This window comes from Phenylobacterium sp. (genome assembly GCF_041913825.1).
Lineage (GTDB): Bacteria > Pseudomonadota > Alphaproteobacteria > Caulobacterales > Caulobacteraceae > Phenylobacterium.
This window is the reverse complement of the sequence record NZ_JAYSEO010000019.1, coordinates 47,197-66,256: the sequence shown is the minus strand read 5'-3', so window position 1 is coordinate 66,256 and position 19,060 is coordinate 47,197. Positions and strand designations below refer to the sequence as shown.

The following is a 19,060-nucleotide window of genomic DNA, read 5'->3' as shown; positions in this document are numbered from 1 at the left end:
TGGCTCCAGATTGGAGCGAAAACACGTCCGCGCAACCCTGGTCAGCGCGGATCATAGGCCCGCGCCACCTCAGGCCGCGCATTGACCGACGGCAAGAATTCCGGGGACCGCCGGGCCTGGGTCTTCAGTTCGAAGGCGTGGCCGAGCGAGAGCAGCCGGGCTTCCGACCAGGCCGGCCCGAGGAAGGAGATCCCCACCGGCAGGCCGCGGACATAGCCCATGGGCACGGTGAGGTGCGGATAGCCCGACACGGCGGGGAGGGTGGAGGGCGAGCCGAAGAATCGCCCGCCGGCCACCGGATCGCTGATGGAGGGCGGCCCGCCGCTGGGCGACACCAGGGCCACCACGTTCGCCTCCCGCATCAGCGTGTCCAGGGTGTCGGCGGCGAGCTTCCTGGCGTCCGCGCGCTTCTTGCGGAGCGCCGGGTCGGTGGCGGCCGGCGCCTTGGCCGACTGTTCGAAGATCTCCTGGCCGAACAGCGGCGTCTCGCGCGGCTCGGCGGCGTTGAAGGCGATGAGCTGGTCGAGCGTGCGGGTCTTCACCTGGGGCGGGGTCGTGGCCAGGTAGGCGTCCAGCGCGGCCCTGAACTCGGACCTGAGCGCGTCGCCCGACGCCGATCCCACCTGCTCCAGGACCTTGTCGTCGGGGCCCTTCACCTCCACCAGCACGGCGCCGGCCTCGCGCATCGCCGCCAGCGCCTGGTCATAGAGGGCGTCCACGTCCGGGTGGCGGCCCGAGATGTTGCGCAGCACCCCGATCCGCGCCCCCTTGAGCGACTGGGCGTCGAGCGCGGCGACATAGTCGGTCTTGCGCCGGTCCGCCTCGCGGGTGGCCGGGTCGGCCGGGTCGGAGCCGGCGATGGCGGTCAGCACGGCGGCGGCGTCGGCGACAGTGCGGGTCATCGGCCCGGCGGTGTCCTGTTCGGGCGAGATCGGCACGATGAAGGTCCGCGAGACCAGGCCCACCGTGGGCTTCAGCCCGACGACGCCCGTCATCGCCGCCGGGCAGGTGACCGAGCCGTTGGTCTCGGTGCCGATGGCGATGGCGGTCAGCCCCGCCGCCACGGCGGCGCCGGAGCCCGAGGAGGAGCCGCAGGCGGTGCGGTCCAGGCCGTAGGGGTTGCGCACCAGCCCGCCCACGCCGCTCCAGCCGCTGATCGAGCGCGTGGAGCGGAAGTTCGCCCATTCGGACAGGTTGGTCTTGCCGATCACCACCGCGCCGGCGTCGGCCAGCCGCTTGACGATCGGGGCGTCGCGCAGGGTGACGTTGTCGACCAGCGCCAGGGAGCCCGCGGTGGTGGCCGTGCCGTCGGCGGTGTCGATGTTGTCCTTCAGCAGGACGGGCACGCCGTGCAGCGGCCCCCGCACCCGGCCGGCGCGCCGCTCCTGGTCCAGCCGGCGCGCGTCGGACAGCGCCCGCGGGTTGACCGTCAGCACGCTGTTCAGCCTCGGGCCGGCCTTGTCGATCTCCGCGATCCGGTCGAGCGACAGCCGCACCAGCCGCTCCGAGGTCATCGTCCCGGCGCGCATCGCCGCCTGTTGCTCGGCCGCCGAGCTGTAGGGGCTGAGCGGCTGGGCGTGCGTCGGCCCTGCGCCCAAGCAGAGCAGCGCCGCGGCGGCGGCGAAGGCGGCGGATCGGTGCATGCGGAAAGCCCCCGGGGTCACTGGCCGCGACACTAGCCGGGGGCGGGGGCGGGGCGGAAGGGGGGAAGCGCCGGGCGCGGGGCCCGGCGCCCCCGGTCAGACCGTGGTCACCGTGGGGCGGACGATGATCTCGTTCACGTCCACCTCGCGCGGCTGCTCGATGGCGAACCGCACGGCCCGGGCGATCGCCTCGGCCGGGATCGACTTCTTCCGGTAGTCGTCGATGAAGGCGGCGGTCTCCGGATGGGTGATGGTGTGGGCCAGCTCGGACTCGGTGACGCCCGGCGACACCACCGTCACCCGCACATTCTCGCTCTCCTGGCGGAGCGTCTCGGAGATGATCCGCACCGCGTACTTGGTCGCGCAGTAGACCGCGGCCGTGGGGATCGCCTGGTGGGCGGCGGTGGAGGCGATGTTGATGATCTGGCCGTCGCCCTGCGCCTCCATCACCGGCAGGGCCGCGGCGATGCCGTGCAGGACGCCGCGGATGTTGACGTCGATCATCTGGTCCCACTCGTCCACCTTCAGCGCCGCGAGCGGCGACAGCGGCATGACGCCGGCGTTGTTGACGATCACGTCCACCCGCCCGAACCGCGCCCGGGCCGCCTCCACGAAGGCCGCCACATCCTCGCGGGAGGTCACGTCCAGCGCGCGGGCCATGGCCGTCCCGCCCGCCGCCTCGATCTCGCGCTTCAGCGCCTCCAGGCGCTCCACGCGACGCGCGCCCAGGACCACCGTGGCGCCGGCGGCCGCCAGCTCGCGGGCCGTGGCCTCGCCGATGCCGCTGCTCGCGCCGGTCACCAGCACCACCTTGTTCGCAACTCCGGTCATCTCGGGTCTCCTTGCCTGATGACGGGAGGATGCGCCGGCTGGACGATCGTGCGTTAGAACGGTCCTCCGCGGTTCTTGCCCGATCCTCCAGGATCCCCCGGCTCTGCTTGCGCCGCGCGCGGGCGCGTGGGACGCAGGCGTCATGGAGCTTCTCGCCACGCTGATCGCCCGCCACGCGCCCGACGACGGCATGTACGACATGCCCGTTCCTGGGCTCGCGCTCATCCGCTACAGCGCCCCCACCGACCGCGTCCCGGTCCTGCACCACCCGGCCCTCTGCATTATCGCGCAAGGCGCCAAGGTCGCGATGCTGGGCGAAGAGGTCTATCGTTACGACCCGGCCAGCCACCTGGTGGTGTCCGTGGAGCTGCCCCTGACCGGCCAGGTGGTCGAGGCCTCGCCCGAGCGGCCCTACCTCTGCGTCCGCGTCGACCTCGACCCCGCCATGCTCGGCGAGCTGATGCTGGATGCGCCGCCCGCGCCGGGCGCCGAGAGCCCGCGCGGCCTGCACCTGAGCCGCTCCACGCCCGAGCTGATCGACGCCGTCGCCCGCTACCTGCGCCTGCTGGAGCGGCGGCGCGACGCGCGCGTGCTCGCGCCCCTGATCCGCCGCGAGATCCACTACTGGCTGCTGACCGGCGACCAGGCGGGCGTGGTGCGCCAGATCGGCGCGCCCGACAGCCGCCTGTCGCAGGTGAACCGCGCGATCGCCTGGATCCGCGGCAACTTCGACCGGCCGTTCCGCATCGAGGCGGTGGCCCGCGAGGCCGGCATGAGCCCCTCGGCGCTGCACCAGCACTTCAAGGCCGTGACCGCCATGAGCCCGCTGCAGTACCAGAAGCAGATCCGCCTGCAGGAGGCCCGGCGGCTGATGCTCAGCGAGGCCCGCGACGCCCAGGCCGCCGGATTCCAGGTGGGCTACGAGAGCCCGTCGCAGTTCTCCCGCGAGTACGCCCGCCTGTTCGGCGCCCCGCCCGCCCGCGACGCGGCCCGCCTGCGGGCCAGCCCGGTGCTGGCGGAGGTCTGAGCCGGGTCGCGCCGCCGCACGTTCGCCGGGCGTCCCGCGCGCCGCGCGCAACTCTTGCGCGAACAAGGTTCGCCGACTTACCGTTCGTCCCCGGACCAGTGGGGATGGGACGCATGGCGAGGCTGGAGCTCAACGCGCAGCTTAACGTGGCCAGGCCGGAGAGCCTGCCGGACCGCATCGCCGGCAGGATGCGGCGGCGCATGTTCGCCCGCTTCATGGCCGAGTTCTCGCCGACCCCCGACGACACCCTGCTGGATGTCGGCGCCACCAGCGACCAGACGCTGGAGCACTCCAACTATGCGGTGGCCTGGTACCCCCACAAAGGCCGGGTGACGACCGTCGGCCTGGACGACGCCTCGTTCCTGGAGCGCAAGTATCCGGGCGTGACCTTCCGCCGGGCCAATGGCCTCGCCCTGCCGTTCGCCGACGGCAGCTTCGACTACGCCCACTCGAGCGCTGTGCTGGAGCACGTGGGCTCGCGGGAGAACCAGGCCCGCTTCATCGGCGAGCTGGCCCGCGTCAGCCGCAAGGGCTTCTTCCTGACGACGCCCAACCGATGGTTCCCGGTGGAGTTCCACAGCGTCCTGCCGCTGGTCCACTGGCTGCCCCGGACGCTGTTCTGGGCGGCGCTGCGGGCCGCCGGCCGCGGCGCCCTGGCGGACGAGGCGGTGCTGAACCTTCTGAGCGCCGGCGACCTGGCGGCGCTCGCGCACCGCGCCGGCGCCTTCGACGTCCGCGTCGGCGCCGTCACCCTGGCCGGCTGGCCGAGCAACCTCCTGCTGATCGGACGCCGCCAGGCGACAGGTGGCGGGGTGCTCTGAGGTCGGACAAAGCGTCGCGACGTGCGGGCGCCGGCCCCTTGGGGACGGCAGCGCTGCGACCTTCCGCGCCTCGTCAATCCCGGCGCGGCGGCTAGCTTCCCCGCCTTAGTCGTCGGGGAAGCTTACAGATGCCCATGTACAAGTATGACGGCGCGACCGCGCTCGTCAGCGCGGCGCCGCGCGCCGGTTTCTACACCACCGCCGCGGTGGAAACCTTTGCCGGCACGGGGGCGGACGAGGAGTTCTGGGGCGGCGAGGGCGACCGTCTCGTGGGCGGGGGCGGCGACGACACCTATTACCTGCAGGGCTTCAACATCCAGATCGTCGAGGCCGCCGGCGGCGGGATCGACACCGTGGTGGGCTGGCAGAGCCTCGACCTGTCGCGCCTGCCGGAGGTGGAGAATGTCCGCGTCGCCAACGACGGCCTCTACGCGGCGGGCAACGCCAAGGACAACGTGGTCGAAGGGGGCGCGGGCGCCCAGCAGCTCTACGGCGGGCATGGCCAGGACGTGCTGGTCGGCGGCGCCGGCGCCGACGTCTTCATCGTCTACAAGGGCGAGGGGAACGACGTCGTCCAGGACTTCAACCCGGCCGAGGACCTGCTGCGGCTGAAGGCCGGCTTCACCAGCTTCGCTGAGCTCCAGCCCAGGCTCGCGCAGGTGGGCGCCGACGTGCGCCTCGACCTGGGCGATGGCGACGGGCTGATCTTCCGCAACCTCAGCGTCGGGCAGCTCGGCGCCGGCAATTTCCAGCTCGAGCTCGATCCGGCCCGCCTGGGCGCCAAGACCTTCGCCGACGAGTTCGCCGGGCCGCTGTCCCTGTGGGACCGCGAGAGCAATCCGGCCGGAACCTGGCGGCCGGACTACGGCTACCAGGGCTCCCAGGGCGTCGGCAGCTACACCCTCGTCTCGAACGACGAGAAGCAGATCTACACCTCGCCCTATTTCCGGGATCATGCGGGAGACTTCGCCGACAGCCCGTTCGTGTCCAACGCCGACGGGACCCTGTCGATCTGGGCGCGGCCTTCGGCCAATCCGGAGATCTTCGGCTATGGCTACACCTCCGGCCTGATGACGACCAAGGAGAGCCACGCCCAGACCTACGGCTACTTCGAGATGCGGGTGGACCTGCCGTCCGGCGCCGGCGCCTGGCCGGCGTTCTGGCTGCTGCCGGCCGACGGCTCCTGGCCGCCGGAGCTGGACGTCATGGAGGTGCTGGCCCAAGACCCGAACGCCACCTGGACCACGGCGCACTCCAACGCCACCGGCGCGCACACCTCCAAGGGCATCGCCTCCTACACCCCCGGCGGGGCGGAGGGCTTCCACACCTACGGGGTGCTTTGGACGCCGAGCGAACTCGCCTGGTACGTGGACGGCGTGCAGGTGTTCGCCCAGGCGACGCCGGCCGACATGAACAAGCCGATGTTCATGCTGGCCAACCTGGCGCTCGGCGGCTGGGCGGGTAACGTCGACGGCTCGGCCCTGCCGGCGGAGATGAAGATCGACTACATCCGCGCGTATGCGTTGGGCGACGGCGGCGGGACGCCGACGCCGCCTGCGCCGCCCTACCAGAACACGCTCTTCACCCTGGCGGAAACCGGCGCCTGGACGCGCACGCTCACCGGCGGCGCGAAGCAGGACAGCCTCACCGGCGACGCCCGCAACGAGCTCATCGACGGCAAGGGCAACACCGACACAATGACCGGCCGTGGCGGCGACGACACCTACATGGTCGATCGCGAGAGCGACCGGGTGGTCGAGGCGGCCGGCGGCGGCGTGGATGAGGTGATCAGCACCAGCGCCAGCTATACCCTCTCCGCCCAGGTGGAGAACCTGACCCTGGCCGGAACCTTCGGCCAGAAGGGCTTCGGCAACGAGCTCGGCAACCGGCTGGAGGCCAACGACTTCGGCTCGACCCTGTCGGGCGCGGCGGGGGGCGACATCCTGGTCGGCGGGCGTGGCGCGGACGTGCTGACCGGCGGCGCCGGCCGCGACATTTTCCGCTTCGAGGAGCTGTCGGGGACGAGCGACCGGATCACCGACTTCACCCGCGGCGAGGACATGCTGGACCTGCGCCCGCTGTTCGCCCAGGCCGGCTATGCCGGGTCCGATCCGGTGGCCGACGGCTGGCTGCAGCTCCGGGCCAACGCCGGCGGGGGCGCTGGCGTGTGGTTCGACGTCGACGGGGGCGCCGGCCCCGCCGCGCCGGTCCTGGTGGTCACCCTGGACGGCGTCAGCCCCGTGGGGCTGACGGCCCAGAACGACTGGTTCTTCCTCTAGCCTCGGGCGCGCCGCTCGGCCGTGGCGGCGACGCTGCGGCCGAGCTGGCTGTCCATGACCCGTAGCAGCTCGGCGTCCCAGCCGTAGACGTCGGGACGGAAGGCGATGCGGCCGTTCTCCGGGAAGGCGGTGAGGTAGAGCAGGCGCACCGGCACCGCCTTCGACAGCTTCACGTGGGTGGTCTCGCGCGAGGCCAGCACCTGGTCGAAGCGCTCGGGCGACCAGCCGGACTCCTGCGACACCAGCATCTTGGCGAACGGCACCGCGTGCTCCAGGCGCACGCAGCCGTGGCTGACCGCCCGGCGCGCCTGGTTGAAGGCGGCCTTCGACGGCGTATCGTGCAGGTAGACGGCGTAGGGGTTGTCGAAGTCGAACTTCACGAGCCCAAGCGCGCTCTCCGGGCCGGGCTGCTGAACGAGGCGGCCCTCCTTCTCGACGAAGTTGTTGGCCGCGAAGTAGCCGGGGTTGGCGGCCTCCTTCGGATAGAGCTCCTCCTGGGCGATCCCCTCGGGCACGTTCCAGGGCGGGTTGATGACGATGGAGTCGATGGACGAGGCGAGGATCGGCGTCTCGTCGCCCGGCTTCCCCGAGGCCGAGCGCATGGCGACCTTCACCTGGCCGCCTTCGATGTAGGCCATGGTGCCGGCGGCGGTGTTCACATCGATACGGGTGGCGGGCTCGTCGCGCGGCAGCCAGCGCAGCCGCTCGAGGTTGGCGCGGATCTGGGCGGCGCGGGCGAGCGCCGGCACGTTCAACTCGGCGAGGGTCGCCTTGTCGATCTTGCCTGTGGCGGGCAGGCCGTGCGCCGCCTGGAAGCGGCCGAGCGCAGCCGCCACCGTGGCGTCGTACGCGGCCGGCGCCGGCGCGTCCTTCAGCTCCGGGTCCTCCGCGGCAAGCCGCTGGTGCAGGGCCGCGACGCCCGGGCCGGCGGCGCCGGGCGCGAGGCCTTCCGGGACGGCCGGCCAGCCCCCGTCGGCGGCGATCTTCAGGTAGCGCGCGTAGGCCTCCTGCAGCGTCCGGTAGGCCGGCGCAGCCGGCGCCTGGGCGTCCAGCCACTCGCGGAACTCGCCCTTCTGGATCGCGGCGGTGAGCTCGGCCTCGGCGTCGTAGGCGGCCGGGCGCAGGCCCCAGTCCTTCCGCAGCGCCGATTTCGGAAGGCCGAGACCGTGCTGGGCCTTGGCGTAGGAGACGAGCGCGGCGTGCAGGAGCTGCTCGCGCGCAGGGCCCTCGGCGTCCTCGATCCGGGCCTCGCCGAACGCGCCCTTGGGGAAGCCGTGCGCCGGGGCGGCGGCCAGCACCTCCAGGGCGTAGTCGGCGTCACGTTCGGACAGCCGCCCGTCCGACGACCCGCCGCAGGCGCTCACCACCAGGGCGGCGACGGCGGAGGCGATCAGGGGGAGAAGGGGGACTCGCCGCGCACCGGCGGCCGAGGAGGTCGGCCGCACGGCCGGGAACGCGATGATCATAGTTGAACAACGCGCCGTGTGCGGATTGGTGGCGCCGCCTACTGGACCCCGAGCACCTTCTTCAGGAACACCACCTCCGTGCCGCGGACGGCCTCCTGGTTGGCCTTCTTCTGGATGCCGTGGCCCTCGTCCTTGGCGACCACGTACCAGACCTCGGTGCCCTGGGCCCGGAGCTTGGCCACCATCTGGTCGGACTCGCTCTTGGGCACGCGCGGGTCGTTGGCGCCCTGGAAGACCATCATCGGCTTCCTCATCCGGTCGCTCATCCGGATCGGGGCGATGCGGTCGAACACCTTGCGCATGGCCGGGACCCGCTCGTCACCGTACTCGGCCCGCCGCAGGTCGCGGCGGTAGCCCTCGGTGTTCTGCAGGAAGGTGACCCAGTCGGAGATGCCGTAGAGGTCGATCGCACCGGCGATGCGGTCGTTGTAGTGGCCAGCGACGGCCAGCACCATGTAGCCGCCGTAGGACTGGCCGACCACGGCCACCCGGCTGGCGTCCAGGTCGGGCTGCTTGGCGACCCAGTCCAGCAGGGCGCCGATGTCCTTGACCGAGTCCTCGCGCTTCTCGGCGTTGTCGAGGTTCAGGTAGGTCTTGCCGTAGCCGGACGAGCCTCGGACGTTGGGGATGATCACCGCCGCGCCCAGCTCGTTCACCCACGACTGCCGGCGCGGGTTGAAGTTCGGCTGCTCCTGGCCCTCGGGCCCGCCGTGGATCTGGATGACCACCGGCAGCTTCCCGGGCGCCCCCTTCGGCCGATAGACGAACGCCGGGATCGAGCGGCCGTCGAAGCTCGGATAGCGGAACAGCGTCGGCTCCACGAGCCGCGCGGCGTCGAGGCCGCCGAGCTCGCTCTCGGTCCAGCGGGTGAGCTGGCCGGACGCGGCGTCCCAGGTCCAGACGTCGCCGGAGGCCGTGGAGGTGGACAGCGAAAGCCCCAGCTTCCGGCCGTCCGGCGAGAACTTCATGCCGGTCAGCACCCCCATGGGCAGCTTCGGCCCGGGCAGCTCGCGGCCGGTGGCGATGTCGCGCAGGACGACCTTGTTGTAGCCCTCCTCGTTGACGGAATAGGCCAGCGTCCGGCCGTCGGCGGCGACATCGAGGCTCTCCGAGCCCCACTTGGCGCCGGGCTCCAGGTCACGCATGCGGCCGGTCTTGAGGTCGAACACCACCGGGCGGGCCACCTCCGTCCCATGGTCGGAGAGGGCCACCACGGCCTGACCGTCCAGGGCGAAGGCCGCGTCCGCGTAGCCGATCGGGCGACCCGTCGGACCGACCGGCGTGAGCGCCCCCGACGCCACCTCAAGGACGAACAGCTCCACGTTCGGCTGGGCGTTGTAGCGCTGCACCAGGATGCGCCGGCCGTCGGGCGAGATGTCGAGCGGCGACATGGCGCCCTTGCCCTCGTGCACCGTGCGCCGGCCCGCGGGATTGGCCGGGTCGGCCAGCACGATGTCGTAGTTCGGATCGCCCGGAGTCACCTGGCTCCAGGCCACCAGCTTGCCGTCCTTCGAGAAGACGAAGCTCTGGTTGCGGGTGTTGGGGGCGGTGAGCTGGACCTCGCGGCCGCCGAGGTCGCGGAGGTAGGCCTGGTAGTACTCGGCCCCGCCCACGTCGCGAGGATAGAGGTAGCGGGACGAACCCGGCAGCACCTGAGCCTCGTTGACCGGCTCCTCGAAGAAGGTGAGCTGGGTCCGCGCCGCGCCCGGGGCGGCGACGCGGTGGATCTGGTTCACGTTGCCGAACCGGGTGGCGATCAGGATCGAGCCGTCGGGAAGCCAGTCCTCGAACACCGCGGAGCGGGCGTTGTAGTAGGGGGCGAGCCGCGCCTGCAGGTCGGCCGGCGTCGCGGGCGTGCCGCTGTAGACGATGTTCCCCACCTCCCGCGTCGGCGGAGCCGGCGCCTGGGCGGCGGCGGTGGCGGCGAGGCAGAGCGCCAGGCCCGTGCCCAGCAGGTAGCGCGACAGCATGTTGGAAGCCCCAAGCAGAACCGGAGGCGCGACCGAAGCGCGGCCGGCCCGCGCCGTCAACGGACCACAGCCGAACGGCGGTCGCCCAGGCGCGCGCCGCATGCTTTGATCGCCGGATGAGCGACGCCCGCGCCGTGATCGACCGCCTGCAGCTTCAGCCGCATCCCGAGGGCGGCTGGTACCGCGAGACGTGGCGGGGCCCGCCGGGCCCTGACGGCCGGGCGGTGGCGACCTCGATCCTGTTCCTGCTGGAGGCCGGCCAGCGGTCGCACTGGCACCGGGTGGACGCCTCGGAGCTCTGGCTGTTCCAGGCCGGCGCGCCGCTTACCCTCCGCACCTCCTGGGGGGAGGGCGTGACCGAAACCCGGCTGGGCGGCGATCCCCTGGCCGGCGACGTGCAGCAGGCGGTGGTGGAGCCGCACGAGTGGCAGGCGGCCGAAGCCGGACGCGGCTGGGCGCTGGTGGCCTGCGTGGTGGCGCCCGGCTTCGACTTCGCCGGCTTCGAGATGGCCCCGCCCGGCTGGACGCCCGGCGCATAGCAGAAGGGCCGCGCCTTGCCGGCGCGGCCCCTCCTCGTCCCTCGCAAGGGGTCTTGGCCCTAGTGCTTCAGCACGTCGCGGGCGGCGTCCTTCAGGTTGCCGACGCCCTTCTGGACCTTGCCGGCGGCCTGGTCGGTCTGGCCCTCGGCTTCCAGGCGCTCGTCGCCGGTCAGCTTGCCGGCGGCTTCCTTGATCTCGCCCTTGGCGTCCTTGGCGGCGCCCTTCATCTCGTCGCGGTGCATGGGAGGCTCCTTTGCGTGTCGCTCGGGAACCCGTACGCAAAATGAGGGGCGAAGGTTCCTAAGGCTAAGCCGCCCGCCGGTCGCAGCGGTCCAGCAGGGCGTGGAAGGCCGCCCTGGCCGAGCGCCGGGCGTCCGGGTCGCCCATCAGCCGCCGGGCCTCTCCGTGGCCCAGCAGGTAGCTCTTCATCTGGAAGTAGGCTGCCGCCGCCGCCTCCTCGCCGAGCGGCGGCTGGCCCATGGCCATGAACTCGCGCACCAGGGTCCGGCGCCAGCGCAGCATTCCCTTGCGCAGCGCATCGCGCAGCGGCCCCGGCTGGTCGTCCAGCTCCACCGACAGGGCCATGATCGGGCAGCCGTGGTCGGCCCAGTGGCCCTCGGACCAGTCCAGCCAGCGGTCGAAGATCGCCTCCAGCCGGGCCCGCCCGGCCGGCATGTCCTGGAAGGGCGCCCAGACGAAGTCGCTGAACTGCTCCTGCACCCGCTCCACCACGGCGAGCTGCATCGCCTCCTTCGATTCGAAGTGCTTGAAGAGCCCGCTCTTCGACAGCCCTACCGCCTCGGCCAGGTCACCCAGGCTCGCCGCCGTCAGGCCGCGGATCGCCACCTGGCGGGTCGCCTCGTCGAGAATGCGGGTGCGGGTCGCGTCGCCTTTGCGCAAAGCCAAGCCTCCCTGCTTGACAGTAAGTGACCGATCGTGCTCTTTCCGGCGTTAGCGACCGGTCGTGCTCTTTTCCCTAACGGAAGGATCACGAGAATGCAAAAGCTGAGTGTGTTGGGGGCCTGCGCCGCGATGGCGATGCTGGCCTCGGGGGCGGCCCACGCCCAGTCCGCCCCGTCGGAGGCCCGGCTGACCAGCCCGGTCACCGCGCCGCAGGAGACCGTCATCGCCGGCGTCGCCTGGCGCTGCGAGGGCGACGCCTGCCAGGGCGCGGGGGCCCGGATGAACGCAGACGGCCTGGTCCGCGAGTGCAAGAAGGTGGTGGCGGTGGTCGGCCCCGTGGCCAGCTACAAGAGCCGCGGCCGCGACCTCTCGATCGGCCAGCTCCGCGCCTGCAACAAGGCCGCCATCCAGATGCAGACGGCCCGGAACTGAGAGCCCCGCTCGCCTCTCCCCTCCCACGTCGTGCGGGGGGAGAGGGGGCGCCGCCGTTGCGCCCAGGCTCCGCCGCCGCTATCTGCTCGCGCGACTTCCCTGAATTCGAACGAGCGAGCGCGGACGCCCCATGGCGCAGCAATACATTTTCCAGATGCAGGGCCTGACCAAGGCCTATCCCGGCGGCAAGAAGGTCTTCGAGAACATCTGGCTGTCCTTCTACTCCGACGCCAAGATCGGCGTGGTCGGGGTCAACGGCTCGGGTAAGTCGACCCTGCTGAAGATCATGGCCGGGATCGACAAGGAGTTCTCCGGCGAGGCCAAGGCCGCCGACGGCGTGAAGATGGGCTACCTCGAGCAGGAGCCGCAGCTCGACGAGGCGCTCAACGTCCGCGGCAACGTCATCGCCTGGTGTGACGAGAAGAAGATCTTCGACCGCTACAACGACATCGCGGCGAAGCTCGGCGAGGAATATTCCGACGAGCTCATGGAGGAGATGACCGCCCTCCAGGAGAAGATCGACGCCGGCGACCTGTGGGATATCGATTCCAAGATCGACATGGCGATGGACGCCCTGCGTTGCCCGCCGGACGACTGGCCGGTGGACAAGCTGTCGGGCGGTGAGAAGCGCCGCGTGGCGCTGGCCCGCCTGCTGCTGTCCAAGCCCGACATGCTGCTGCTCGACGAGCCGACCAACCACCTGGACGCCGAGAGCGTGGCCTGGCTGCAGCACCACCTGGAAGCCTTCCCGGGCTGCGTGATCCTGGTCACCCACGACCGCTACTTCCTCGACCAGGTGACGAAGTGGACGCTCGAGCTCGACCGCGGCAAGGGCATCCCCTACGAGGGCAACTACTCCGGCTGGCTGGAGCAGAAGACCAAGCGCATCGTCCAGGAGCAGTCCGAGAGCGAGGCCCGCCAGCGCGCCATGACCCGCGAGCTGGAGTGGGTGCGTTCCGGCGCGAAGGCCCGGCAGGCGAAGTCCAAGGCCCGTCTGGCCCGCTACGAGGAAATGGTCCGCGAGCAGGAGAACGCCCGCCAGGCCCAGTCCTTCGCCGCCATCCAGATCCCGCCGGGCCCGCGCCTGGGCAATGTGGTGCTGGAGGCCGAGAACCTGTCGAAGGCCTATGGCGACAAGGTCCTGTTCGAGAACCTCTCGTTCAAGCTGCCGCCCAACGGCATCGTCGGCGTCATCGGCCCCAACGGCGCCGGCAAGTCGACGCTGTTCAAGATCATCACCGGCCAGGAGAAGCCCGACAGCGGCACGTTCCGGGTCGGCGAGACGGTGAAGCTCTCCTACGTGGACCAGAGCCGCGACGCGCTGGATCCCAACAAGAACGTCTGGGAGGAGATCTCCGGCGGCCTCGACATCCTCACGGTCAACAAGCGCGACATCAACACGCGCTCCTACGTGGGCTCGTTCAACTTCCGCGGCGGCGACCAGCAGAAGAAGGTCGGCCTGCTGTCGGGCGGTGAGCGCAACCGCGTCCACCTGGCCAAGACGCTGACCACCGGCGGCAACCTGATCCTGCTCGACGAGCCGACCAACGACCTCGACATCGAGACCCTGCAGAACCTCGAGGAGGCCCTGGAGGAGTTCGCGGGCTGCGCTGTGGTCATCAGCCACGACCGCTGGTTCCTGGACCGCCTGGCCACCCACATCCTGGCCTTTGAGGGCGACAGCCACGTGGAATGGTTCGAAGGCAACTTCGAAGCCTACGAAGAGGACAAGAAGCGCCGCCTCGGCACCGACAGCCTCATCCCCCACCGCATCAAGTTCCAGAAGTTCGCGCGCTAGAGGCGCGGCGCGGGCGGCCTCGGCCGCCTGCGCCCGCCGCCCGCGTGCTCGCCCGATCCCGCTACTGCGGCGCCGGTTCGACGGTCGCGTTCTCCCGGAACTCGTCGGCGCGGATGAAGGCCGCCCCAGCTTCGTCCAGCACCCACATCCCGACGAACGCCGCGTGCAGCGGATCGACGTCCTCGTCCACCAGCTCGCCCTCGTAGAGGGCGACATTGCTGTAGTCGAAGTCGAGCGAGAGCTGCGCCGCCAGACCGAGCATCTCCTCCGCCATGCGGCGCGAATAACCGACCGCCTCGCTCTCGTTGTCGAACTCGTCGGCCAGGGTGTTCACCTCGGCCTGGTCGCTGCCCTGCGTCGCGCTGGTGGTGACGATGGTGTAGGCGGACATCTCGCAATCCTCTCGGTTTCAGCCCCCCACCTATCCTTTTCCCCCGCCCCCTGGGTGAGTTTCTCACCGAACCAGGTTTTCGTGGGGCGGGTGTTGGCGTGTCCCTGTTGCGGCGAGTTCGCCGTACGTGGTGAGGGGCGGATCAACAGAGGCGCAAGAGCCAGAGAACCAGGGCGGCCTTGCGCTGCGCATCACCTTCGGCAGCCGTTGCAACAACCTTGACGTGCAGCGACGCCGACGCTCATGGTGGGTTTGGCAGGGGCGCTCTGTATGAAGACCATCTCCGGGACGGCGGGAGCCGACACGATCGTCGGCGGTCCTGAAGCCGAGTTGATCTTCGGCTGGGGCGGGGCGGACCGCCTGCTCGGAGGCGGCGGTGACGACTATCTGTCCTACCGCGACGGGACGGGCATCTTTCTCGACGGCGGCGACGGGAACGACAGCCTCGAGTACGACATGGAATTCTACGCCATCGGAACCCTAGTCGGCGGGGCGGGGGACGACCGCATCGTCGTTGGGCCGGGGTCCTACACCGTCGACGCCGGATCGGGCGACGACCTCGTCACCGTCCCGATGCATGCCGGCGCCACCGTCACCCTCGGCTCGGGCCGCGACGCCATTGATCCCTCGCTCTCTCCCATGGGCCCGGCGATGGTGGTCACGGATTTCCAGGCGGGCCCCGGCGGGGACCGCATCTACCTTGAGCCCTATGGGTACGCCGACTGGGACGGGGTCATCAATCCGATGACCCGCTATTACCGGCTCGTCCAGGACGGCGCCGACGCGGTCCTCCAGCGCTACAGCAACGACCCGGGCTACCCCCCGCCCTACTCGCTCGGCTGGTTCGACTCGGTGCGGCTGCAGAACGTGCAGGCAAGCCAGCTCACCGCCGACAACCTTTTCGGTTGGCCGCCCGACGGCTCTCCACCCGCGAACCTGCACGTCGTCGGCGGCGTCGGCGGCGACTCCCTCACCGGCGGGCCGGGGTTCGACCTCTTGGAAGGCGGCGGCGGCTCCGACATCATCTATCCTGATGACGGCCACGACACGGTGCTTGGCGGCGCCGGCGACGACACGCTCCAGGGCTCCATCGGCGACGACCGCCTCTTCGGCGATGACGGCAACGATGTGGTCAGCGACGCGTACGGCTCGAACTACCTTAGGGGCGGAAGCGGCGACGACTCCGTCAGCGGTGGGGCACAGTTCGATGACCTGCACGGTAATGCCGGGGCTGACACCATCAACGGGCGCGGCGGCGACGACTGGGTGGTGGGCGGTCAGGATGGCGATCGGCTGCTGGGGGCCGGCGGCGCAGACATCGTCTACGGCAACCTGGGCGACGACATCTGCGACGGCGAGCAGGGCAACGATATCGTCCGCGGCGGGCAGGGGAACGACACGATCGCCGGCGGCATCGGCCTCGACTGGCTCTCGGGCGACCGGGGCGACGACACCATCTCCGGTGGCGTTCACGCCGACATCTTCCATGGCTCGCAGGACGCCGGGCTCGATCGGATCACCGACTTCAACGCCGCAGAGGGGGACCGCGTCCAGCTCGATCCCGGCACGACCTACACCCTTCGCCAGGCGGGCGCCGACACCGTCGTCGACATGGGCGGCGGCCACCAGATGGTGCTGGTGAACGTGCAGCTCTCGTCGCTGCCGCAGGGCTGGATCTTCGGGGCCTAGGGCGGCGGAGCGCGGCGGGAGCGCGCCGCCGCCGCCACGCCGTCACCTGCCGGCCGGCGCGTCGGGGCCGGTCCCCAGGCGTCGGATCAGGGCCGCAGCATCGGCGGTCGGCCTCCGCTCGACCCGGCGGTAGACCCGCCCATCCGGCGTGCGGGCCAGCAGGCCGCTGTTGCACAGGCTGCGCCGCAGGATGGCGTGGTCGCCGAACAGGTGCCGGGCCTTGATGATCTCGTTCACCTCGGGCTCGGTCAGCGCCCGATCCGCCGGGAACCGCGCTCACAGGGCCCACAGGCAGAGCTCCTGATGGCGGGTCCGGCCTGGCCAGCGCACCATCCGGCCGGCGGCGTCGAAGTGGCCGGCGACCCGCTCCACCACGGCTCGGTCCACCGGGAGCGGACCGGCGACCGAGGCGCCGGCCGTCCCGGGCGCCGCCTCGGCGACCGCGCCCCCCTGCGCGCGGAGGTGCTGGTAGTTCCGATGCCCGGCCGCGCGGGCCAGCATGTTCAGCATCTCGACGTGGCTGGGGAGGCTCTTTCGATTGAGCAACTGGCCGCGCAACGACTTGGCGAGCGCCGAGATGTCCGCCGCGGCGAACGGGATTGCGTCTCTGGACAAACCTGGTCTCCCGGGGCGCCTGTCCGAAGGGTGTTGTCGGTCACCGTCTTACAACCAGGCGCGGGAGCGGGGTTGTCGACAGGAATGTTCGGCAGGTTTAGCTCCCCTCGCGGGGCGGTGACGCCTGGGTGAACTGCAGACCCGTGCCCGATCCTAGAACCGGCCGCGGCGCCCATCAAGCTGCGGGCGACAACTCTGGTCGCTGCAGGGGCGGATCTTCGGGGGTCACCCCACGAAGATCCAGCCGGGCTGGATTGCGCTGGCCTGCACGCCGACCAGGACGAGGCGGGCGTCGCCGACCGACACCACGGCGTCGGCGCCGACCTGGGCGACCGTGTAGGCGGAGCCGGGCTCGAGGCGGAGGCGGTCGCCCTCCAGGCCGTTGAAGTCGGTGATGCGGTCGAGACCGGCTTCGGCGAAGCCGTTGAAGGTGTCCGCGCCCGCGCCGCCGGTGACCGTGTCCGCGCCCCGGTCGCCGCTCAGCCAGTCGTCGCCGGCGCCGCCGATCAGGCTGTCGTCGCCCTGGCCGCCGCGGATCAGGTCCGCCCCGTCGCCGCCATTGCAGGTGTCCCGGCCGAGGTTGCCGTAGACGATGTCGGCGCCCGTATCCCCCGACAACAGGTCGTCGTCCTTGCCGCCGACCACCCAGTCGTCGCCCGCGCCCCCGCGCACCGTGTCGTTCCCGGCGTTGCCGTGGGCGTCGTCGAAACCGGTCCCGCCCTGCACGAGGTCGGCCCCGTCGCCGCCGCGCAGGTAGTTGGCCCCCGAAACGCCGGTCACGCTGTCGGAGCCGCCGGCGCCGATCAGGGTCGCGTCCGCGGTCCGGGCTGTGAGCGTGGCGTTCGGACCGCTCTCCAGGGCGATCGCGAGCGGGACGGCGGCCGGGCCAGCGGTCCCGTCGGGGCGCAGGGCGGCGGCGGTGATCAGGTTCAGCCCACCCTCGGGCGCGCTGTCGGTGAGGGTCACCTGCGCCTGGCCGCGGCCCGTGGCGTCCAAGACGACCTCGTAGGTGGCCACCCTGAGCGCCGAGTTCCCTTCGTAGGGGCCGAGGTCAGGGGCGGAGGCGGGGACGCCCTGGACGAAGGCGCCGGCCTCCACCACCAGCAGGCGGACCGTCCCTCCGGGCTGGCCGGTCACGGCGACGGTCTGCTGTGCGCCGCTGACGCTGGCGGACCGCGCGCCGACGCCCGACAGCGTCACCGTGGGCTCGGGCAGGGCGCTTCCGGCCGTGGCGAACGCGACCGCCCCACCCTGGCTCGCGTCCTTGAAGAGCTCGGCCGAGGCGCTGCGCGCACCGAACTGGAAAGCGACCTGCGCGCCAGTCAGCTCGACGCCGGCGACGCTCCCCGTGTCCCCCGGGCCCGGCGCAGCGACGCCGCGGATGCTGGCTGGGTCGACGTCGACCGAGAAACGCAGCCATTCGCCGGGGTCGAAGCCCTGGAGCTGCAGCGTCAGCCGGGCATAGCCGGCGCCGTCCGAGCCGCCGCCGAAGGTCGCGCCCGTAATGATGAACGCGCCGCCCTGGCCGTCCACCGTGAAGCCCTTGGCCACCGTGTCGCCTGCCTGGCCCGCGGGGTCGAACACCATGCCCGCCAGGAGCGCGCCGGTGAGGTCGACGGTCACGCTGGTGAGCTGCTCGCCGGCCGTGGAGAGGTTCTCGATCTGGAAGGCCCCGGCGCTGTAGGTGCTCGCATCCAGTGCGCCCTGCGGCGTGACCGACAGCCGTGCGGCCTCCATGAACCCGTCCTCCGCCTCGCCGCGGCGCGACCCGCCGCGGCGCGCAGTCTTTCCGCCGCGGGCGTCGGGGCGCTGCGTCAATTGAGGCGGCCGGGGCGGTTGCGCCGGGAAGCCGGAACCCCCCGGGGCCGGCTGCGGTTAGGCGGGCGAACCCGCAGACCCATGAAGGAGATCGCCATGGCCGACGCTCGACTGCAGGGCAAGAAGGTCGCCGTCCTCGCCACCGACGGCTTCGAGCAGGTGGAGCTGACGAAGCCCGTTCAGGCGCTGAAGGAGGCCGGCGCCCAGGTGGAGGTGGTCGCGCCCAAGGGCGGCGAGATCCAGGGTTACAACCACCACGACAAGGGCGACACCGTGCCGGTGGACCGCGAGCTCGCCCAGGCCAGCGCCGACGACTACGACGCCATCGTCCTGCCGGGCGGGGTGATCAACCCGGACCAGCTCCGCCTCGAGCCGAAGGCCATCGACTTCATCCGCAGCTTCGCCCAGACCGGGAAGCCGATCGCGGCGATCTGCCACGGCCCCTGGACGCTCATCAACGCCGAGGCGGTGGAGGGCAAGCGGATGACGTCCTGGCCTTCGCTGGAGGCCGACCTGAAGAACGCCGGCGCCTCCTGGGTGGACGAGGAGGTGGTGGTGGACGACGGCCTCGTCACCTCGCGCAAGCCCGACGACCTGCCGGCCTTCTGCGCCAAGATGATCGAGGAGTTCGCCGAGGGCCGTCACTAGCTCGCCTTGGACCGGCGAAGGCGAAGCTGCGCCGGATTCCCGTCACAGGTTCGCGGCATAGCCTTAGCGCCACGGCGCGGGGCGCGCCGGGATCAGCGCACGGACGAACGAGATGGCGACCTTCACCGGCACCGAGGCCAACGACACCCTGAACGGCGCCGCCGAGGCCGACCTGCTGCAGGGCCTCGGC

At 71.4% G+C, this 19,060-nt stretch carries 17 protein-coding genes and 1 pseudogene; 8 read left to right on the top strand and 10 right to left on the bottom strand.

Annotation, left to right across the window (positions count from 1 at the left end; all coding sequences use genetic code 11):
* Positions 1-41 precede the first annotated feature (41 nt).
* Together ACE3Q8_RS16310 and ACE3Q8_RS16305 are read right to left on the bottom strand one after the other, a co-directional pair.
* Positions 42-1,529 carry an amidase gene (locus tag ACE3Q8_RS16310; protein ID WP_374471379.1) on the bottom strand — a complete coding sequence of 496 codons (1,488 nt, stop codon included), beginning with the start codon at positions 1,527-1,529 and terminating at the stop codon, positions 42-44.
* A 210-nt stretch (positions 1,530-1,739) separates the two neighbouring features.
* A complete protein-coding gene (locus ACE3Q8_RS16305) occupies positions 1,740-2,474 on the bottom strand; it encodes an SDR family oxidoreductase (RefSeq protein WP_374471347.1) in 735 nt (244 codons plus the stop codon).
* A gap of 142 nt (positions 2,475-2,616) precedes the next feature.
* Between ACE3Q8_RS16305 and ACE3Q8_RS16300 the strand changes: the two genes are divergently transcribed.
* The 3 genes from ACE3Q8_RS16300 to ACE3Q8_RS16290 all read left to right on the top strand — a co-directional run bounded on the left by ACE3Q8_RS16300 (position 2,617) and on the right by ACE3Q8_RS16290 (position 6,601).
* Complete coding sequence (locus ACE3Q8_RS16300) at positions 2,617-3,501, top strand: AraC family transcriptional regulator N-terminal domain-containing protein (protein WP_374471346.1); 885 nt, start codon at positions 2,617-2,619, stop codon at positions 3,499-3,501.
* A gap of 113 nt (positions 3,502-3,614) precedes the next feature.
* On the top strand, positions 3,615-4,322 hold the full coding sequence (locus ACE3Q8_RS16295) for a class I SAM-dependent methyltransferase (protein WP_374471345.1): 708 nt from the start codon (positions 3,615-3,617) through the stop codon (positions 4,320-4,322).
* A 128-nt stretch (positions 4,323-4,450) separates the two neighbouring features.
* Positions 4,451-6,601 (top strand): family 16 glycosylhydrolase, encoded by a 2,151-nt coding sequence (locus ACE3Q8_RS16290; RefSeq protein WP_374471344.1) that lies wholly within the window; start codon positions 4,451-4,453, stop codon positions 6,599-6,601.
* Here the strand turns inward: ACE3Q8_RS16290 and ACE3Q8_RS16285 are convergent.
* Positions 6,598-8,067: a murein L,D-transpeptidase gene (locus ACE3Q8_RS16285; protein WP_374471343.1), complete on the bottom strand. Its 1,470-nt coding sequence runs from the start codon at positions 8,065-8,067 to the stop codon at positions 6,598-6,600. The genes ACE3Q8_RS16290 and ACE3Q8_RS16285 overlap by 4 nt on opposite strands.
* A 38-nt stretch (positions 8,068-8,105) precedes the next feature.
* Entirely contained in the window at positions 8,106-10,037 is a 1,932-nt protein-coding gene (locus ACE3Q8_RS16280; protein WP_374471342.1) for a S9 family peptidase, read from the bottom strand.
* A 116-nt stretch (positions 10,038-10,153) separates the two neighbouring features.
* Here ACE3Q8_RS16280 and ACE3Q8_RS16275 point away from each other — a divergent pair, with 116 nt between their 5' ends.
* A complete protein-coding gene (locus ACE3Q8_RS16275; protein ID WP_374471341.1) occupies positions 10,154-10,576 on the top strand; it encodes a cupin domain-containing protein in 423 nt (140 codons plus the stop codon).
* 59 nt (positions 10,577-10,635) lie between these two features.
* Here the strand turns inward: ACE3Q8_RS16275 and ACE3Q8_RS16270 are convergent, their stop codons facing one another.
* A complete protein-coding gene (locus ACE3Q8_RS16270; RefSeq protein ID WP_374471340.1) occupies positions 10,636-10,818 on the bottom strand; it encodes a CsbD family protein in 183 nt (60 codons plus the stop codon).
* A 64-nt stretch (positions 10,819-10,882) separates the two neighbouring features.
* Positions 10,883-11,482 (bottom strand): TetR/AcrR family transcriptional regulator, encoded by a 600-nt coding sequence (locus ACE3Q8_RS16265; protein WP_374471339.1) that lies wholly within the window; start codon positions 11,480-11,482, stop codon positions 10,883-10,885.
* 90 nt (positions 11,483-11,572) lie between these two features.
* On the opposite strand from ACE3Q8_RS16265, the gene ACE3Q8_RS16260 reads away from it, so the two are divergent.
* Both ACE3Q8_RS16260 and ettA read left to right on the top strand, forming a co-directional pair.
* A complete protein-coding gene (locus ACE3Q8_RS16260; protein ID WP_374471338.1) occupies positions 11,573-11,911 on the top strand; it encodes a hypothetical protein in 339 nt (112 codons plus the stop codon).
* Positions 11,912-12,041: 130 nt separating this feature from the next.
* Complete coding sequence (gene ettA / locus ACE3Q8_RS16255; protein WP_374471337.1) at positions 12,042-13,709, top strand: energy-dependent translational throttle protein EttA; 1,668 nt, start codon at positions 12,042-12,044, stop codon at positions 13,707-13,709.
* 61 nt (positions 13,710-13,770) lie between these two features.
* Here ettA and ACE3Q8_RS16250 read toward each other — a convergent pair whose 3' ends face one another.
* Positions 13,771-14,100, bottom strand: a complete 330-nt coding sequence (locus ACE3Q8_RS16250) for a hypothetical protein (RefSeq protein WP_374471336.1) — start codon at positions 14,098-14,100, stop codon at positions 13,771-13,773.
* 270 nt (positions 14,101-14,370) lie between these two features.
* Here ACE3Q8_RS16250 and ACE3Q8_RS16245 point away from each other — a divergent pair, with 270 nt between their 5' ends.
* The gene (locus ACE3Q8_RS16245; RefSeq protein WP_374471335.1) at positions 14,371-15,789 is read left to right on the top strand and encodes a calcium-binding protein; all 1,419 of its coding nucleotides are present in this window, start codon (positions 14,371-14,373) and stop codon (positions 15,787-15,789) included.
* Between the two features lie 42 nt (positions 15,790-15,831).
* Here the strand turns inward: ACE3Q8_RS16245 and ACE3Q8_RS16240 are convergent.
* From ACE3Q8_RS16240 to ACE3Q8_RS16230, 3 genes and pseudogenes are all read right to left on the bottom strand, one after another.
* Positions 15,832-16,050 (bottom strand): annotated as a pseudogene (locus ACE3Q8_RS16240) (DUF2087 domain-containing protein); the annotation flags it as partial.
* 15 nt (positions 16,051-16,065) lie between these two features.
* Positions 16,066-16,404, bottom strand: coding sequence for a hypothetical protein (locus ACE3Q8_RS16235; RefSeq protein ID WP_374471334.1), 339 nt, complete (start codon positions 16,402-16,404; stop codon positions 16,066-16,068).
* Positions 16,405-16,629: 225 nt separating this feature from the next.
* Positions 16,630-18,141 carry a calcium-binding protein gene (locus tag ACE3Q8_RS16230; protein WP_374471333.1) on the bottom strand — a complete coding sequence of 504 codons (1,512 nt, stop codon included), beginning with the start codon at positions 18,139-18,141 and terminating at the stop codon, positions 16,630-16,632.
* 177 nt (positions 18,142-18,318) lie between these two features.
* Between ACE3Q8_RS16230 and ACE3Q8_RS16225 the strand changes: the two genes are divergently transcribed.
* Entirely contained in the window at positions 18,319-18,870 is a 552-nt protein-coding gene (locus ACE3Q8_RS16225; protein ID WP_374471332.1) for a type 1 glutamine amidotransferase domain-containing protein, read from the top strand.
* Positions 18,871-19,060: the final 190 nt, after the last annotated feature.

Coding starts and splice junctions, on each gene's coding strand:
- ACE3Q8_RS16230 (WP_374471333.1), bottom strand. CDS start 18,141: ATGGAGGCCGCACGGCTGTCGGTCACGCCGCAGGGCGCACTGGATGCG.
- ACE3Q8_RS16285 (WP_374471343.1), bottom strand. CDS start 8,067: ATGATCATCGCGTTCCCGGCCGTGCGGCCGACCTCCTCGGCCGCCGGT.
- ACE3Q8_RS16310 (WP_374471379.1), bottom strand. CDS start 1,529: ATGCGCGCCGGGACGATGACCTCGGAGCGGCTGGTGCGGCTGTCGCTC.
- ACE3Q8_RS16245 (WP_374471335.1), top strand. CDS start 14,371: ATGAAGACCATCTCCGGGACGGCGGGAGCCGACACGATCGTCGGCGGT.
- ACE3Q8_RS16275 (WP_374471341.1), top strand. CDS start 10,154: ATGAGCGACGCCCGCGCCGTGATCGACCGCCTGCAGCTTCAGCCGCAT.
- ACE3Q8_RS16295 (WP_374471345.1), top strand. CDS start 3,615: ATGGCGAGGCTGGAGCTCAACGCGCAGCTTAACGTGGCCAGGCCGGAG.
- ACE3Q8_RS16260 (WP_374471338.1), top strand. CDS start 11,573: ATGCAAAAGCTGAGTGTGTTGGGGGCCTGCGCCGCGATGGCGATGCTG.
- ACE3Q8_RS16280 (WP_374471342.1), bottom strand. CDS start 10,037: ATGCTGTCGCGCTACCTGCTGGGCACGGGCCTGGCGCTCTGCCTCGCC.
- ACE3Q8_RS16300 (WP_374471346.1), top strand. CDS start 2,617: ATGGAGCTTCTCGCCACGCTGATCGCCCGCCACGCGCCCGACGACGGC.
- ACE3Q8_RS16305 (WP_374471347.1), bottom strand. CDS start 2,474: ATGACCGGAGTTGCGAACAAGGTGGTGCTGGTGACCGGCGCGAGCAGC.
- ACE3Q8_RS16225 (WP_374471332.1), top strand. CDS start 18,319: ATGGCCGACGCTCGACTGCAGGGCAAGAAGGTCGCCGTCCTCGCCACC.
- ACE3Q8_RS16290 (WP_374471344.1), top strand. CDS start 4,451: ATGCCCATGTACAAGTATGACGGCGCGACCGCGCTCGTCAGCGCGGCG.
- ACE3Q8_RS16250 (WP_374471336.1), bottom strand. CDS start 14,100: ATGTCCGCCTACACCATCGTCACCACCAGCGCGACGCAGGGCAGCGAC.
- ACE3Q8_RS16270 (WP_374471340.1), bottom strand. CDS start 10,818: ATGCACCGCGACGAGATGAAGGGCGCCGCCAAGGACGCCAAGGGCGAG.
- ettA (WP_374471337.1), top strand. CDS start 12,042: ATGGCGCAGCAATACATTTTCCAGATGCAGGGCCTGACCAAGGCCTAT.